The organism is Pontimicrobium sp. SW4 (assembly GCF_039954625.1).
In the GTDB taxonomy this organism is placed as follows: Bacteria; Bacteroidota; Bacteroidia; order Flavobacteriales; family Flavobacteriaceae; genus Pontimicrobium.
Genome location: NZ_CP157199.1, coordinates 831,234 through 848,439 on the forward strand (window position 1 = coordinate 831,234; position 17,206 = coordinate 848,439).

Annotated in this window: 15 protein-coding genes and 1 pseudogene; 9 read left to right on the forward strand and 7 right to left on the reverse strand. The window is 31.2% G+C overall.

Annotated features, from left to right (window positions below; all coding sequences use genetic code 11):
* Positions 1-12: 12 nt before the first annotated feature.
* Positions 13-567: a thioredoxin family protein gene (locus ABGB03_RS03895; protein WP_347925002.1), complete on the reverse strand. Its 555-nt coding sequence runs from the start codon at positions 565-567 to the stop codon at positions 13-15.
* Positions 568-662: 95 nt separating this feature from the next.
* On the opposite strand from ABGB03_RS03895, the gene ABGB03_RS03900 reads away from it, so the two are divergent.
* Genes ABGB03_RS03900 through ABGB03_RS03910 form a run of 3 tightly spaced genes read left to right on the forward strand, consistent with a single transcriptional unit; the run spans position 663 to position 2,931 of the window.
* Positions 663-998, forward strand: a complete 336-nt coding sequence (locus ABGB03_RS03900; protein WP_347925003.1) for a tRNA-binding protein — start codon at positions 663-665, stop codon at positions 996-998.
* Between the two features lie 3 nt (positions 999-1,001).
* On the forward strand, positions 1,002-1,922 hold the full coding sequence (locus ABGB03_RS03905) for a bile acid:sodium symporter family protein (protein WP_347925005.1): 921 nt from the start codon (positions 1,002-1,004) through the stop codon (positions 1,920-1,922).
* Positions 1,900-2,931, forward strand: a complete 1,032-nt coding sequence (locus ABGB03_RS03910) for a 1-acyl-sn-glycerol-3-phosphate acyltransferase (RefSeq protein ID WP_347925006.1) — start codon at positions 1,900-1,902, stop codon at positions 2,929-2,931. The genes ABGB03_RS03905 and ABGB03_RS03910 overlap by 23 nt, the downstream gene beginning before the upstream one ends.
* Here ABGB03_RS03910 and ABGB03_RS03915 read toward each other — a convergent pair.
* The 3 genes from ABGB03_RS03915 to ABGB03_RS03925 all read right to left on the reverse strand — a co-directional run bounded on the left by ABGB03_RS03915 (position 2,926) and on the right by ABGB03_RS03925 (position 7,779).
* The gene (locus ABGB03_RS03915; protein ID WP_347925007.1) at positions 2,926-5,433 is read right to left on the reverse strand and encodes a M14 family metallopeptidase; all 2,508 of its coding nucleotides are present in this window, start codon (positions 5,431-5,433) and stop codon (positions 2,926-2,928) included. The genes ABGB03_RS03910 and ABGB03_RS03915 overlap by 6 nt on opposite strands.
* An 81-nt stretch (positions 5,434-5,514) precedes the next feature.
* On the reverse strand, positions 5,515-5,892 hold the full coding sequence (locus ABGB03_RS03920) for a PUR family DNA/RNA-binding protein (protein ID WP_347925009.1): 378 nt from the start codon (positions 5,890-5,892) through the stop codon (positions 5,515-5,517).
* A 123-nt stretch (positions 5,893-6,015) separates the two neighbouring features.
* Positions 6,016-7,779 (reverse strand): ABC transporter ATP-binding protein, encoded by a 1,764-nt coding sequence (locus ABGB03_RS03925; protein ID WP_347925011.1) that lies wholly within the window; start codon positions 7,777-7,779, stop codon positions 6,016-6,018.
* Positions 7,780-7,924: 145 nt separating this feature from the next.
* Here ABGB03_RS03925 and ABGB03_RS03930 point away from each other — a divergent pair, with 145 nt between their 5' ends.
* The 4 genes and pseudogenes from ABGB03_RS03930 (at position 7,925) to yajC (ending at position 11,006) form a co-directional block, all read left to right on the forward strand.
* On the forward strand, positions 7,925-9,028 hold the full coding sequence (locus ABGB03_RS03930; protein WP_347925013.1) for a Glu/Leu/Phe/Val dehydrogenase: 1,104 nt from the start codon (positions 7,925-7,927) through the stop codon (positions 9,026-9,028).
* A gap of 108 nt (positions 9,029-9,136) precedes the next feature.
* Complete coding sequence (gene nusB / locus ABGB03_RS03935; RefSeq protein ID WP_347925015.1) at positions 9,137-10,081, forward strand: transcription antitermination factor NusB; 945 nt, start codon at positions 9,137-9,139, stop codon at positions 10,079-10,081.
* A 92-nt stretch (positions 10,082-10,173) separates the two neighbouring features.
* Positions 10,174-10,710 carry a DUF1573 domain-containing protein gene (locus tag ABGB03_RS03940; protein ID WP_347925016.1) on the forward strand — a complete coding sequence of 179 codons (537 nt, stop codon included), beginning with the start codon at positions 10,174-10,176 and terminating at the stop codon, positions 10,708-10,710.
* Between the two features lie 10 nt (positions 10,711-10,720).
* Positions 10,721-11,006 (forward strand): annotated as a pseudogene (gene yajC, locus ABGB03_RS03945) (preprotein translocase subunit YajC).
* Between the two features lie 36 nt (positions 11,007-11,042).
* Here yajC and ABGB03_RS03950 read toward each other — a convergent pair.
* Together ABGB03_RS03950 and pepT are read right to left on the reverse strand one after the other, a co-directional pair.
* Positions 11,043-11,639, reverse strand: coding sequence for a YdeI/OmpD-associated family protein (locus ABGB03_RS03950; RefSeq protein ID WP_347925018.1), 597 nt, complete (start codon positions 11,637-11,639; stop codon positions 11,043-11,045).
* A 96-nt stretch (positions 11,640-11,735) separates the two neighbouring features.
* Positions 11,736-12,977 (reverse strand): peptidase T, encoded by a 1,242-nt coding sequence (gene pepT, locus ABGB03_RS03955; protein WP_347925020.1) that lies wholly within the window; start codon positions 12,975-12,977, stop codon positions 11,736-11,738.
* A 111-nt stretch (positions 12,978-13,088) separates the two neighbouring features.
* Between pepT and ABGB03_RS03960 the strand changes: the two genes are divergently transcribed.
* On the forward strand, positions 13,089-14,135 hold the full coding sequence (locus ABGB03_RS03960; RefSeq protein ID WP_347925021.1) for a quinone-dependent dihydroorotate dehydrogenase: 1,047 nt from the start codon (positions 13,089-13,091) through the stop codon (positions 14,133-14,135).
* Between the two features lie 9 nt (positions 14,136-14,144).
* On the opposite strand, the gene ABGB03_RS03965 is transcribed toward ABGB03_RS03960, so the two are convergent.
* Entirely contained in the window at positions 14,145-16,079 is a 1,935-nt protein-coding gene (locus tag ABGB03_RS03965; RefSeq protein WP_347925023.1) for a T9SS type A sorting domain-containing protein, read from the reverse strand.
* Between the two features lie 175 nt (positions 16,080-16,254).
* Between ABGB03_RS03965 and ABGB03_RS03970 the strand changes: the two genes are divergently transcribed.
* Positions 16,255-17,118, forward strand: a complete 864-nt coding sequence (locus ABGB03_RS03970) for a hydroxymethylglutaryl-CoA lyase (RefSeq protein ID WP_347925025.1) — start codon at positions 16,255-16,257, stop codon at positions 17,116-17,118.
* Positions 17,119-17,206: the final 88 nt, after the last annotated feature.

The following is a 17,206-nucleotide window of genomic DNA, read 5'->3' on the forward strand; positions in this document are numbered from 1 at the left end:
TTTAAAAAATTACTATTTCCACTTAATATTACAACCAATACTTGGTTTTTGTGTATTTGTATTTTGAGTATTGTTTAGTAAACATTCTAAAGCATGCCTTAAATCACTTCCAGTAACTGGAATACTATTTCCAGGTCTGGAATCGTCCAATTGTCCTCTATATACTAAGTCTAAAACGTCATTAAAAAGATAAATGTCTGGTGTGCATGCAGCATCATAGGCTTTTGCTACTTCTTGTGTTTCATCATATAAGTATGGGAAAGGATAGTTGTTTTCTTTAGCATGAATTTTCATTTTTTCAGGAGAATCTTGAGGGTAATTAACCACATCGTTACTAGAAATGGCAATAAAATTAAAACCTAGCTCTATATAATGCTTAGAAATAGCAACCAAAGCTTCATTTACATGGATAACAAAAGGGCAGTGATTGCAAATAAACATCACAACTGTACCTTTGTCACCTTTAAGTTCGTTTAAGCTTTTACTTATTCCTACTGTGACATCTGGTAGTGTAAAATTTGGAGCTTTTGTTCCTAAAGGAAGCATATTTGACGGAGTTCTAGCCATAATTTTTATTGTTTACCAAAAGTAAAGAAACCATAAGATTAAACATAATTGTAAATTAAAATTTATATATTCAGCTCCTAACTAACTAATGACTTATGAAGGAGACTATTTCTTTTGAAGACTTTACAAAAGTTGATTTGCGAGTAGGAACGATTATTGAAGTAAATGACTTTCCAAAAGCTAAAAATCCAGCATACCAACTTACTATTGATTTTGGAGATTTAGGAGTTAAAAAATCTTCAGCACAAATTACAGCGATCTATTCTAAAGAGGAGTTATTGCATAAGCAAATAGTAGCAACCGTTAACTTTCCGAAAAAACAAATTGTTAATTTTATGAGTGAATGTTTGGTGATGGGAGCAGTAAATGGCAGTGATGTAATACTATTACATCCTGAGCATAAGGTAAAAAATGGCTCAACAGTTTCTTAGTGTATGCAAGAATTAGATGCAGTAAAAATTAATTTTGATAGCGGCGGACTTTGGGTTTTAAATATTGCTCTAGCTGTCGTTATGTTTGGTGTGGCTTTAGGCATTACTTTTGCTGATTTTAAAAACCTATTTAAGCATCCAAAACTTGTTGTTTTAGGTATTATATCTCAGTTTATATTACTGCCTTTTTTAACATTCTTAGTTATTTTATTGTTAAAACCACAACCAAGTATCGCTTTAGGAATGATGATGGTTGCTGCTTGTCCAGGAGGTAATATTTCAAATTTCATGACACATTTGGCTAAAGGAAACACAGCATTATCAGTAAGTTTAACTGCATTTGCTACTTTTTTAGCAATCTTTATGACTCCTTTAAATTTTCAGTTGTATGGCAATCTTTATAAGCCAACTGCGGACATATTAAAAACGGTTTCTTTAGAGCCTTTTGAATTGGTAAAACTAGTTGTTTTAATTCTTGGAATACCTTTGGTTTTAGGTATGAGTTTGAGGTATAGAAATGAGAAGCTAGCTATTAAATTATCTAAGCTTTTAAAACCGTTGTCCATAATTGTTTTTGTTGCTATTGTTGTTATAGCATTTTCAAATAATTTAGACATTTTTTATGATTATGCGCATCATGTTTTTGCTATAGGTATTGGACATAACTTATTAGCTATACTCTTAGGTTTTGGAGTGGCAAGGTTATTTAAATTATCGTTTAGAGATACAAAAACACTAGCTATCGAAACTGGAATCCAAAACTCTGGATTAGGGTTGTTACTCATCTTTACATTTTTTAATGGACTAGGAGGGATGGCTCTTTTAGCTGCATTTTGGGGAATATGGCATATTATATCTGGATTGATATTAGCAACATACTGGTCTAAAAAAAGTAATAGTATTGAAAAAGCTTTGGCTGCATAGTGTAAGAAGTTATTTAAGATTGGGGATGTTCTTTTATTTTAAAAGAATATATGTACATGGTCTTGAAAATGTTCCAAAAGATAAGCCTGTTTTATTATTAGCAAACCATCAAAATGCACTCTTAGATGCTTTGTTAATAGCAACAAAGTGTGGTAGATTTTCTTTTTTTTTAACAAGGGCAGCGGTCTTTAAAAAAGCATTAGTTAGCAAGCTATTGAAGAGTTTGCAAATGCTTCCAGTATATAGAGTAAGAGATGGTTGGAGTAACATTTCAAATAATATTGCCATTTTTGAGAGTTGTTCTGAGATTTTAAACAATAATGAAGCTATTGTTATATTTCCTGAAGGGAGTCACAATTTAGCGCGTCGTGTTAGGCCATTAAGTAAAGGTTTCACTAGAATAGTATTCGATACTTTAGATAAATATCCAGATTTGGATTTGCAACTTGTTCCTGTAGGTTTAAATTTTGTAAAAGCTACAAGCTTTCCTGATAGTGCAGCAATATATTTTGGCTCTCCTATTTCTGGCTCCTCGTTTATTACAGAAAATAGAAATCAAGATATTGTAAAGCTAAAGTCAAAAATTAAAGAAGAACTTTCTAAGTTGACTACCAATATTCCTGAAAAAAATTATGATTACATTTTAAACAAATTGGATGGGTTACAAGTGAATTATTTGAAACCAGATAAAGTCAACACTTGTATTCAATCTGATTTTGAAAAATACGATGAGAAACTAAAACCATCAAATAATTTGTTGAAAAGAATTTTTAAATATTTATTAATCTTAAATATTCTAATCCCGTATTTTTTGTGGAGTTATGTATTTAAACCTAGAATAAAAGAACCAGAGTTTAAATCTACATTTAGATTTGCAATTGCTTTAACTCTGGTTCCATTATATCTATTAATAATAGCAGTTACATTATCAATAACTATTTCTCTATCAATTGGTTTAAGTTATTTGTTTATAGTGTTAATTATTTCACTAATAACAGTTAAATTATAATTCTTCTCTAAAGAAAATAGCATTCATTAGTAATTTATTTGTACCATACCAGAAAGCTCTAAAGTTTGTGTTGTCTGTAAAAGCAACTATCTTACCTCGTCCTAAACCTTTAATTTGCAATGGTACTGTACTGCCAATGCTGTCTAAATTTTGCTTAGAAATATAACCACTCACAATAGGACGTTCTGTATATTGAATTGGATTATTATAACTATTCTTATCAGGTTTCATGAAAATAGTTGTGTTTCTGAATAATGAAATTCTATCATTTTTATAACCAAAGTTTATTGGGTGTGAACGATCAGTAGTTGCCTCAAAAATTGCACCTCCAATTACTTGAGCACCTCTAAAATCTCCACGCTGTTCAAAAGAAATATTCTTACCAACTAACTCCATTTTCTTAAAATCTAGTTTAGCTAATTCTTTTGATTTTAACCAATTTAATGCACTTTTATAGGCAATTAATGTCCCTCCATTTTGCACCCATTCTTTTATTTTTTTAGAATCATTATCATCAAGTCTTCCGCTTGGTACAATTATCGTATTATACCTACTTAAATTAGCACGACCTATGCTTTTGGTATCTAATTTTGTAACTGTAATGTCATAACGTGTATCAAATAAATGCCAGATTTCCCCAGCATCGTACGACGAGATTCCATCTCCAACTAGTATCGCTATTTTTGGTGCTGTTAAGGCTCTAAATTGATTACTTCCTAAATCAATTCCTTGCGTTAAACCAGTTCCAACAGCATTTATAGATACATGACTTTCTTTAGCAAGTTTTGTTAAGTAAACATGCAAATCTGTAGCACTTAATTTTTGATTTTGAACTGGAATCATAATCGTCCCATAATCATAATTTACACCACTCAAACTAAATGGTTGCATTCCAACTTTGGCTCGCAATCCGTCGTTAAGCACTTTGTTTAATAATTTTGGTGTATAATATTCATGCCATTCCATTAGATAAGCATAATTGCTCATACCAGAAACGTTACCTGCTTTAAATTGTAAATCTTTGACCTCGTTTCCTGCATTATTAGTTGAAACACCTTCTGCATAGTCTACATTAAATGCAAGAGGAAAGGTCCAAGCCGAAATGTCATAAAATAGACTATCTTGAAATGTTGTTCGCTTTTCAAACATTGCATTTATTAAGCGAGTATTTTTTTGATTTTTGGGAACTATAAAACTATACCCTTTTTTAAAATGTTTTCCATTAGCAGAAAAATCTTGTTTTATTTCGTGGAATTTAATTTTATGTCGCTTAAGTATTTCTGCTAGATGATATGTTTTTGCAGCATCTTTTTCATCTCCAAATACAATAGCTTTATTTCCTTCTTTAGATGCCTCTTTGCGAGCATTTTTAAAGAAATTATGTTGATATGTTAATATTTCTTCACGCATACTTTTTGCTGCAGCTAAAGTTGATAAGGCAGAAGTAAACTGGTTACGGATGGTGAATGGAAATGTCAAGATACCATTATCACTTTCTTGAATATGTCCACGAGAACTTGCTTGCTCAAATAAAATTCCAATTCCTCCATTAATGTCAGGGAAAGTTGATCCTTTTCCATAATAGAAATCATCAAAACTCTCTTCAGTGTAATAAAAAGAGCCTATTTTATCTAATGCTTTGGCATGGTAATTACCTATTTTTGCTGTTAGCTCTTGGTTTATTTTTGGTATGAGTGGATGGGTTCGTGACGGAATTCCAGGTTGAAAAAAGAAAGTTGAGTTTGTGCCCATTTCATGATGATCGGTTAAAATATTAGGATACCATTTATGAAAACTTTCAATTCTAGCACGAGATTCTGGTAGCTGTACTGGTAGCCAATCACGATTCATATCAAACCAATAATGATTGGTTCTGCCCCCAGGCCAAACTTCGCTATACTCTCTATCATTTGGATCTGGATTTAAGTTGATACTTTTATTAGTGTTTGTCCAATAAGCAAAACGTTGTAATCCATCTGGATTAAACGAAGGATCAAAAAGAATTACTGTGTTTTCTAATAAATCATTAATTTCATTACCTTCTGCTGCGGCTAAATAATAAGCAACCAAAAGTCCAGCATTTGCACCACTCGGTTCATTTCCATGAATTGAAAACCCTTGGTAGACAACGATAGGTCTGTTGGTGTTAACATCATCATTTTCTGTCGCATTCATATGAGTTTTTTGAATGTTATCTATATTTTGATGGTTTTTAGGAGACGTTATAGTAAGAAGTAAAACTGGTCTATCTTCAAAAGTGCTTCCTCTGCTTTCAATGGTAATTCTATCAGAAGCATTTGCTAAAGCATACATGTATTGTGCTAACTTATCGTGCGTAATATGCCATTCTCCAACTTGATGACCAACAATGCTTTCTGGTGTCGGAATGTTTTGATTATAAGTTACATTTTGAGGAAGATAGTAAGACAAGTCAACCGTGCTTTGTGTTTGTGCTTGTGCAAATGTGCTAAGAATAGCGCATAATAATAGTAGTTTTTTCATTTGAAATGTTTGTTAGGCTATAAATATAAAAAAAACCGTTACTTAAGTAACGGTTTAAAATATTTTAATGTTTATATATAATTAAATATCTTCAAAGTTAACATCAGTGAAGCTCTCAGGAGAGGTTGGTATTTCATCATCACTGTTGTTATACTCTTCTTTTTTATAATCTTTTTGATGACGCTCGCTAATTACTTCTTCACCTTTTTCATCGATAACATAATCAGTCATTTCTCTTAAAATATCATTAAACTCAGCAAAATCCTCCTTGTACAAATAAATTTTATGCTTTTTGTAATGAAAAGAGCCATCATCATTAGTGAATTTTTTACTCTCCGTAATTGTAAGATAATAATCACCAGCTTTTGTAGCTCTTACATCAAAAAAGTAAGTACGACGTCCTGCTCTTAAAACTTTTGAAAATATTTCCTCTTTCTCCATCATATCATTATTACTCATGGTAGCGTTGTTATTTTAATTAGTGACTCAAAAATCTAAAAAAAATATATAGCAACCAACTAATTAACACATTTCTTTTTGCTTATTTCATTTTATGAATAAAAGCTGCTAAAAAGAAAGAAGTTAATTATTGTCTTCGATAGTTTCCGATAATTGTTTTAAATAAAGCTCTTTGTAATAACCATCAATGTTAATCAGATCATCGTGAGAGCCTTGTTGGATTATTTTACCTTCATCAAGAACTATAATCTGATTTGCGTTTTTGGCAGAAGAAATTCTATGACTAACAATAATGGTTGTTTTTCCTTTAGAAATGCTATTTAAATTGTTTAAGATTTGTTCTTCTGTCTCAGTATCTACAGCAGAAAGACAGTCGTCAAGTAATAATATTTTTGGATTTTTTATAATTGCTCTAGCAATAGAAACACGTTGCTTTTGACCTCCAGAAAGCGTAATGCCTCGTTCACCTAAAACGGTTTCATACCCTTTATTAAAAGCCTTAATGTTTTTATGTACAACAGCATTTCTTGCTGCTTTTATAACATCTTCATCTGTTGCGTCTACTGAACCAAATTTTATATTATTTTTTATTGAATCGGAAAAAAGAAATGCATCTTGAGGTACAAATCCTATACTGTTTCTTAAACTGGTTAAGTTAACATTTTCAATTGGTGTTCCATCAATTTCTATAATGCCACTGTTTACATCATAAAGTCTACCAATTAAATCTAGAATGGTTGATTTTCCTGACCCTGTTTTGCCAATTACTGCAAGTGTTTCACCGCTATTTATCTTAAAACTGAGTCCTTTTAATGCTTCAATGTTCGTGTCGGTATATGTAAAATGCACATCTTTAAATTCTATTGTGCCATATATATTGGTTAGTGTGCTTACGGTATTTTTAATTTCAGGTTTTTCATTTAAAAACTCATTTATTCGTTTTTGAGACGCTTCGGCTTGTTGAACAATTGAGGTTACCCAACCTAAAGTAGCTACTGGCCATGTAAGCATATTTACGTAAATAATAAATTCTGCAATAACTCCTATACTTTCAATTTCTCCATTAATGTATTGAAGGCCTCCAATATAAATAACTAAAATATTGCTTACACCAATAAGTAAAATCATTAGAGGGAAAAACAAAGCCTGAACTTTGGTAAGATCAATTTGTTTCTGCCTATTTTCTGTAGATAAAACTTCAAAATTGTCATTGGTAATTGGCTCGATTCCATAAGCTTTAATAACAGATATTCCGCTAAAAGATTCTTGCGTAAATGTTGATAATTTTGAAAGGTACTCTTGTACAATTGTACTACGCTTATGTATTTCTTTACTTAAAAAATAAATGATTAACGATAGTATTGGAAGCGGAATTATGGTATACATAGTTAGCTTTGGAGACTGATTGTACATATAAAAAAATGCAACCACGAAAAGTGTAATCATATTTAAGGAATACATAATAGCTGGTCCTGCATACATTCGTACTCTGCTCACATCTTCAGTAATACGATTCATTAAATCTCCAGTGCGATTACTTTTGTAAAAATTTAATGATAGACGTTGATATTGTTGATAGATTTCATTTTTTAAATCATACTCAATATATCTTGACACATTAATTATGGTTTGTCTCATTAAAAAGGTTAGAGCACCAGCAACTAATGCAGCAACGATTAAATAAAGAATCGTTAACATTAATTCTTTTTTAAAAACATCGTCCGCAATAGCTCCATTTAACCTATTTGATATAACATCAATGGCACTCCCAATTAAACGAGGTGTAAAAAGCTTAAATATTATGGCGCTAATAGTAATTATTACACCAAATAAAAGTTTGTATTTATACTTTAAAAAATATTTATTAAGATGTTGTAATTCTTTCATTTATAAATTTTCTCTATAAAAGTAATAATTAGTGATTTCTTGTTTTTAAACAGGTATTTTTGCTTAAAATGTAATATTAGATTATTTTTGCCTGCTGTTATTATTGATTTTATAATAATAACAATAAAATTTAAAAATAATATTAATGATTTCAGACGTCATAAACCCCAAAGACATCAAAAAAGTTGACCCTGTATTTGGACAACTTTCTTTTGACAACCACGAACAAGTCGTATTTTGTAATGACAAAGATACAGGTTTAAAAGCAATAATAGGAATACATAATACGGTTTTAGGACCTGCACTCGGTGGCACAAGAATGTGGCAGTACAACAATGAGTGGGAAGCCTTAAACGATGTATTAAGACTTTCTAGGGGAATGACCTTTAAAGCTGCAATTACAGGGTTAAATCTTGGAGGGGGAAAAGCAGTTATTATTGGTGATGCTAAAACACAAAAAACACCCGAACTAATGAAAAAGTTTGGAGAGTTTGTACATTCTTTAAGCGGAAAATATATCACAGCTGAAGATGTTGGAATGGAAACTTCTGATATGGATTTAGTTAGAGAAGTAACACCTTACGTAACAGGGATATCTGAAAGTAAAGGTGGTGCAGGAAACCCTTCACCTATAACGGCTTTTGGTGTTTTTATGGGAATGAAAGCCGCAGCTAAATTTAAATTTGGAACAGACATATTAGAAGATAGAACTGTATTTGTACAAGGAATTGGTCATGTTGGTGAATCTTTAGTAGAACATTTAACAAATGAAGGAGCTAAAGTCGTTATTGCCGATATTAATGAAGACCGTTTACAAGAAGTAAGCTCAAAATATGGAGCTACTATTTATACTGGTAATGATGTTTATAGTGAAGCTATGGACATTTATGCGCCTTGCGCATTAGGAGCTACTGTAAATGACGATACTATTTACAAGCTAAAAGCTCAAGTAATTGCTGGAGCAGCAAATAACCAATTAGCTGTTGAGGATAAACATGGTGCTATTCTTCAGAAAAGAGGTATTGTTTATGCACCAGATTTTTTAATAAATGCAGGAGGGATTATTAATGTATATGCTGAATTAGAGAATTATGGCAAAAAAGAGATTCTTAGAAAAACTGAAAATATTTATAATACAACACTTCAAATATTAGAGAAAGCAAAAGACAGTAGTATTACTACTAATCAGGCTGCTTTGGATATTGCAAGAGAAAGGATTGCTACAAGAAAAAAAGAAACTTCAAAATAGAACCTTCTTTTTAAAATAATACTATTTTTGCGAGGCAAAAGATAATTATCTTTTGCCTCCTTAATTTTAAAACAAAATAATTCTTTAGAATTAAAAAAGTTCTTTAATATGCTTAATAGAAGACATGTTCGTATAAAAGTAATGCAAGTGATATATGCATTTCGAGGTAATGAAAGTGATGATTTAAAAATAAACCAAAGGTTTTTAAACCAAAGTATGGAAAATATGTACAACTTATATCTTTTAATCCTTTCTTTATTAATTGAGATACAAGCAAAAGCAGAAGACCACCTTACTAAATCTCAAAAAAAACATTTAGCTACAGCAGAGGAGAAAAACCCTAGTAGAAAGTTTATTAATAATGAATTACTACTTTTATTAAAAGAGAATACTTTATTAAAAGAAACGCTTGAAACTAGAAAAGTTGATAATTGGAAGTTGGATAGCGAATACGTTGATGTAATTTTCAAATCACTTTCTAAAAGTGATTTGTATAAAGACTATATGGCAACAAAAACATCAACTTTTAAAGAAGATAAGTCGTTTATAATTGATGTTTTTAAAGAAATTATTGCACCAAACGAGAAGCTATATAATTATTTGGAAGATAAAAATATTACTTGGTTAGATGATTTACCAGTAATTAATACAACAATAGTTAAGTTACTTAGAAAGACAAATCCGCAAATTTCTCAAAGTCATTTCCTTCCAAAACTGGTTAAAGACCATGAAGATAAAGAGTTTGCAAACGATTTATTAAATAAAACTATTTTAAACTTGTCATCGTTAAGCAAAGAGATTGAAGGGAGAACAGCCAATTGGGATAAAGACAGAATAGCAAATATTGATTTTGTATTACTACAAATGGCTATTTGCGAGTTTCAAAAATTTCCATCCATACCAATTAAAGTTACAATTAATGAATATTTAGAGATTGCAAAGGAATATTCTACACCAAAAAGTAGTGTGTTTATAAATGGAATTTTGGATAAATTAGTAAAGGAATATAGTGATAAAGGAACGTTAAATAAAGTAGGTAGAGGACTCATTTAATTAAAATTTATTACATTTATGCCCGAAATAACCTATAAAACAAATAAATAACCCAAATGTTTATCTTGAATAGACAATTAAAAATGAAAATTATGAAAAAAATAATTTTAAGTTTAAGTGCCTTGTGTATGGTTGCATTTACATCTTGTAAGGAAGATGCAACAAGTAAAATTAAAGCAGAAAACGTAACACAAGCAGCTGAAAGAGATGCTGTAGTTGGAGATTTTCCAATATTAACTTTCGATAAGAAAGAACACGATTTTGGTGAAATTGAAAATGGAACTCCAGTAGAAACGGTATTTAATTATACTAATACAGGTAAAGCACCATTAGTAATTACTGATATTAAGAGTACTTGTGGTTGTACAGTTCCTCAAGATTGGAGTAAAGAGCCATTAGCACCAGGGGCTTCTGCAAAGTTCACTGTTCAGTTTAATGGAAAAGGTTCACCAGGAAGTAGTACTTCAAAAACAGTTACTGTAACTGCTAATACTGAAAGTGGTACAGAAGCTGTAAAAATTAAGGCTTTTATTAAAGGAGGACCTGCTGCAAATGGATTACCTAGTGTAGCTACTACTCAGGTAAAATCTAGTACACAACCAGGTCACGAAGGACATAACCACGATTAATTTATATTAAATGGATGGATTAGGGCAATTTGCACCTTTTATACTCATGTTTGCTGTTGTGTATTTCTTTATGATTGCACCACAGATGAAACGTGCTAAACAAGAAAAAAAAGTTTGCTGCAGACCTTAAACGAGGAGATAGAGTCATTACCAAAAGCGGTATGCACGGTAAAGTTATAGAACTAAACGATAAGGATGGTTCTTGCATTATAGAAACCTCGGCAGGGAAAATAAAATTTGAACGTTCGGCCATTTCCATGGAAATGAGTAGGAAGCTCAATGTACCAGCAAAATAATAAATAAAAAGCAGCTCAACGAGCTGCTTTTTTTATTTAGCAGTTTTTATATTTATCATGTAAACCAACACCTTGTAATATCATAGGTGTTATTTTTTCTATGCGACTCAGTTTTGTTGCTTCTCGTTTTGCAGTTGCTATATGTTCACAATATTCACGCTGTTTAGAAGGCGATAATGCATTAAAACAAACGTGTAATTCCTTATTATTATCTAACACTGCTTGTAACTCTAGAGGAATAATTGTTTCTTTTTTACTTCTATCTGGTTTTATTTGTTTTCCAGCTTTTTGATTTTCTATAGCTTCTTTAACATAAGCCAATACAATATCTTTATTAATGCCATTTATAGACTCAAAACGTATTTGTCGTAAGGCTTTGGTTTTTTCTTGTGCATTGACTAATAAATTTTGTTCGTCTTTTAAAAACACACCATTAAAAAACCAAATACCAAAATGGTTTTTAAAAGCTCCTAACCCAACCACATTTTTACCATTTAGGTCATACACAGGAGCGCTCCATTTTATAGTTTCATTAAGCTCTGTTGAATTTATTAGGTTGCGAAGTAAAGTTAAGGCATCACCAAATTTTTCGTGTGTCTCAATGTATTCTTCAACGGAATGTACTTTTTTCATGATTTCGTTTAATGCTTTGATATGAACTTTTTCAATTGTTTATATGAGATGTTAAACGAATTTCGACTATTTTTTTGAGAAAGTCAAGCTATGCAGTTACTTATAACGTTCTTGTGTAAGTTCGGCAATTTTACAAATTACTTGAGTTGCTTTTAATATACTTTCTACTGGAACATACTCATAACGCCCATGAAAATTATGTCCTCCAGCAAATATATTAGGACAAGGTAAGCCCATATAGCTTAATTGTGAGCCATCTGTACCACCTCTAATGGCTTTTATAATTGGTGTGATACCTAATTGTAGCATTGCTTCTTCGGCTATATCTACAATATATTTAACAGGTTCTACCTTTTCTTTCATATTATAGTATTGATCTTTAATATCAATGACTACTATTTTGCTTTCGTATTTGTTGTTAAAATCATTAGCAATTTTTTGCATTAATGCTTTACGTGCCTCAAATTTATCTTTGTCGTGGTCTCTTATAATATATTCTAAAACAGTTTTTTCAACGTTTCCATGCATGTCATGCAAATGAAAAAAACCTTGATAACCTTCAGTATGTTCAGGAACCTCTAACTTTGGTAAGGCATTGATATACTCCGTTGCATAATGTATAGAATTAATCATTTTGCCTTTAGCATATCCTGGATGTACAATTTTGCCTTTAAAAGTTACTTTTACTTCAGCTGCATTAAAGTTTTCGTATTCTAGTTCTCCTACTTGACTTCCATCCATAGTATAAGCCCAATCTGCACCAAACTTTTTTACATCAAATTTATGAGCACCACGTCCAATTTCTTCATCTGGTGTAAAACCAACTTTAATGTCGCCATGTTTTATCTCTGGGTGTTGAATCAGGTATTCCATAGCACTTACTATTTCACAAATACCAGCTTTATCATCGGCTCCTAGCAAGGTAGTTCCATCTGTGGAGATAAGTGTTTGTCCTTTGTAGAGTAATAAGTCTTCAAAATAATCTGGAGATAAAATAATGTTTTCATTTGCATTTAAAATAATGTCTTCTCCATCATAGTTTTCAATAATTTGTGGGTTTACATTCGCTCCTGTAAAATCTGGTGACGTATCGAAATGTGAAATAAACCCAATAGTTGGTACGTCATGATTTACATTACTTGGTAAAGTAGCCATGATGTATGCATTTTCATCTATGGTCACATCTGTCATACCAATTGCTATAAGTTCCTCGTATAACTTATTGGCCAAATCCCACTGTTTTTTTGTACTAGGAGTTGTGCTACTTTTTGGGTCACTTTCGGTGTCAATTTTCACATAGCCTATAAAGCGGTTTATAATGTGTTGTTTATTTAGCATTTAGTATTGGATTTATCCAAAAATAACTAACGATATTGTAAGAGGCAAGCTTTAAAATGTTTCTTTTTTTATGCTAAGATTTAATGTATTTTTGCAGTCAAAATCTAGATAATGTATAAATTACTGATTCGCCCTTTACTTTTTTGTTTCGATCCAGAAAAAGTGCATCATTTTACATTTTCATTCATTAAAAACTGTTCTAAAATTCCTTTTATCTCAAAAATTATCAAAGCTTTTTATACAGTTGAAGATGTATCTCTTGAACAAAAACTATTTGGATTAACCTTTAAAAACCCTGTAGGCTTAGCAGCGGGATTTGATAAAAATGCAATACTCTATAATGAATTAGCTAATTTTGGTTTTGGGTTTATAGAAATTGGAACTGTTACACCTAAAGGGCAGGAAGGCAACCCTAAAAAAAGGTTGTTTAGGCTAAAAGCAGATAAAGGCATTATTAATAGAATGGGATTTAATAATGAAGGTCTTGAAGCTGCTATTACTCAATTAAAGAAAAATAAAGGAAAAGTTATTATAGGCGGAAACATTGGTAAAAACACCAACACACTTCCTGAGGATTATACTAAGGATTACCTAGAATGTTTTAATGCACTCCATCCTTATGTAGACTATTTTGTGCTTAATGTAAGTTGCCCTAATGTTGGGAGTCATGCTAAACTAACCGATAAAGACTACCTCGAGGAGTTGATAGGAGAAGTGCAAACTGCAAATAAAAATTTCACTAAACAAAAGCCCATTTTATTAAAGATTGCTCCAGATTTAAATGATATTCAGTTAGATGAAATTATAGACTTGGTCGCAGAAACAAAAATAGATGGTGTGATAGCTTCAAATACATCTGTATATAGAGAAGGTTTAAAAACTTCAAAGAACACCTTAGAAGCGATTGGTAATGGAGGCTTGAGTGGACTACCTATAAAAGATAAAAGTACTCAAGTAATTAAATACTTATCTAAAAACAGCAATAAGGCGTTTCCAATAATAGGTGTTGGAGGGATTCATTCAGCAAAAGATGCTTTAGAAAAAATAGAAGCTGGAGCAAATTTGGTTCAAGTTTACACAGGGTTTATTTATGAAGGTCCACGATTGATAAAATCGATTAATAAAGCGATTCTAAAAAACAAAAAGGACTCTTTATGAGTCCTTTTTTTATTGAATAATAAATTTCTTGATTGTTTTTATTCCTTCATGTTTTAAAATCAAAAAGTAAGCACCAGAAGTTAGCTTATTAACATTAATTTGCTTTTCTGTAAGTGCACCTTTTAAAACTTTTTGACCAACGATGTTTGTAATTTCATAAGATATATTATTTGAGGAAGGATGACTCTTTATATTTAAAACCTTATTAGAAACAACAGGATTTGGATAAATTTCAATAGCGTTTAATACATTTTTATCTGTGCTCAAAAGGTTGGCATAAATTCTCATATCGTCTATTGCAATATCACCATCCCAACTAGCACCTCTAATGGCTCTAAAACGTATTTTTACTGTTTGTCCTACATAGGTCGAAAGATCTACTTTTTGTTTTAAGTAGCTATCTGCTTGTGAGGTTTGTTGTTGACCAACTATAGCTGGAATAACATCCATTATAACTCCAGAATCTGTTATAATATCCATGTGTAATTCACCAGTATTTGCACCAAACATATGGTAAGCAAATTCAAGCTCAGCATTTGAAGAACTAATATTTATACAAGGAGAAGTATATTCTGCAACATCTCCAGGGTTAGAACCAGAAGCTTCTGTATAAATATACGACCCAGATCCAGTTCCAGTAGTATTGTCAACTTCTGGGCCAGTACCACTAGAAGGCGTTTTTCCATTTGTTACCATCCAATTGTAGCCATTACCATTTATATCTTTAGCTACCCAACCATCTTTATTTGCCAAATCAAAACCTTCAAAATCTTCCTCAATTGGTGTAACTTTTTGAGTTCCAACTTTTATATATTCAAAATATGTTTTTGTGATGATATTAGTACCATCGGAAACTGTTAATGTAACATCATATATTCCTGTAGAGAAGTTGTGAGAAGGGTTTTGTGTTGTATAATCTATTGTATTATCACTGTCAATATCCCATTGCCAAGATGTGGCTCCAACACTATTATCGGTAAAATTAATAGTTAAATTGCTGTCGCAGTCTTCTGTTACATCTGCAGAAAAATCTACATTAAGTGTAGTGCAAGAAAAATAATTCCTTACACTTCTATATGTGGCGTAAATACGAGCATATTGTTCAGACGAAAAAAGAGTTCTACATTCTTTTCTGGAGTATGACATTATGTTATTTGGGTCTGGAACAAAAGTATCTCCATTGCTATCAGTTATCGCTCCAATATAAACACAACTAGCATCTACATTGCTATAACTTAATTGAGGATCTGCTGGAGTATCACATATTTCATCACCGTCTGTATCACAATTTGAACCATTAACTAACTCGGTGGTAAGTACTGTATTTGATGGTCCATGAGTATGTCTCAATGAAAAGAAATGGCCTACCTCATGAGGTAAAGTGCTACCGTTTATTGCACAATTATTTGCCATAAGTATAACATCATCTCCTCCAGGATAATATGCATAACCACAAAGACTATTTCCTGTATTGCTTTCTACATAATCAGTAAAATAAATATTTATTAATCCATTGACATTATTAGCAGAAGTTAAAGCAACTTCTTCAGATTTTTGAAAGTCATAATAATTATCATCGTCAATATAATTAATACCATCACATAAGAAAAACTCCATGAAAGCATTGGCATAAAAAGCATTCATATTTGCCATTGCTGCATTAAGTTCAGATTCTGATAAGCCGCCTGTACCATCAGTTTTTCTAATAATATGAGCCTTTATTGGAACTGAATTTACAATAGAAACCCTAGAACCACTATTAATCATTTTGAAAAACTCTTTTTCTAATTTTTTAATTGTCGGCTTAGTGTTTTTCCAATATTGTTGAGATTCTGGAGTAGAAATTGTACCGCATTCACTTTCTACTGCATTTTGAGCAGATAAACTAATGGTAATTAAAAGAAAGAAAGAATTTAATAGAAATTGTGTAGTGTTTCTTTTCATTTGCGGATGCTAAATTATTTATTAAAAATAGAAATTAATATATCTTATGAGGTACAATAACGATTAAGCGTCTGTTTTATCGATTTTAGTTGTATTTAGTTATTATTTCTAGTTAAAAGGTATTCGTATACTTTCCAAAAAATAGTAGTATTTTTAGCTCGTATTTAAACGGTAAATGGCTAAGCAAATTAAAATTATTGAATGCCCAAGAGATGCTATGCAAGGTATTAAGGCGTTTATTCCTACGCATAAAAAGGTGCAATATATTCAGTCATTATTAAGAGTAGGATTTGATACTATTGATTTTGGAAGTTTTGTGTCTCCAAAGGCAATTCCTCAAATGGTAGATACTGCAGATGTTTTATCACAATTAGATCTTTCAAATACAAAAAGTAAATTATTAGCCATTGTAGCAAACACTAGAGGTGCAATTGAGGCTAGTAAGCATAAAGAAATTGATTGTTTAGGATACCCTTTTTCAATTTCAGAGAATTTTCAAATGCGAAATACTCACAAAACTATTGCCCAATCTGTGGTTACGTTACAAGAGATTTTAAACATAGCTATTAAATCAAATAAAGAAGTAGTAGCCTATTTGTCTATGGGTTTTGGTAATCCTTATGGTGATCCATGGAATGTAGATATAGTAGGAGAGTGGACAGAAAGATTAAGTAACATAGGAGTTAAAATTTTATCCCTTAGTGATACAATTGGAAGCTCAAATCCAGAAAATATTTCTTATCTGTTTTCTAATTTAATTCCTAATTATCCAGATATTGAATTTGGTGCTCATTTGCATACTACGCCTTCTACTTGGTTTGATAAAGTAAATGCTGCCTATTTAGCTGGTTGTAATCGTTTTGATGGTGCTATTCAAGGTTTTGGAGGTTGTCCAATGGCAAAAGATGAACTTACTGGTAATATGCCAACAGAAAAACTACTATCTTATTTTACGTCTCAAAAAAATAATAATTTAAATGCACTAAGTTTCGAAAGTGCTTATAATGAAGCTACTAAAATCTTCACGTATTATCACTAGAAAAATTATTTAAATTTATTCTAAATAACATTTGTTTTTTTAATTTTCAGTCTTATTTTTGTGCTCGAATTTAATAACTATTTATAAT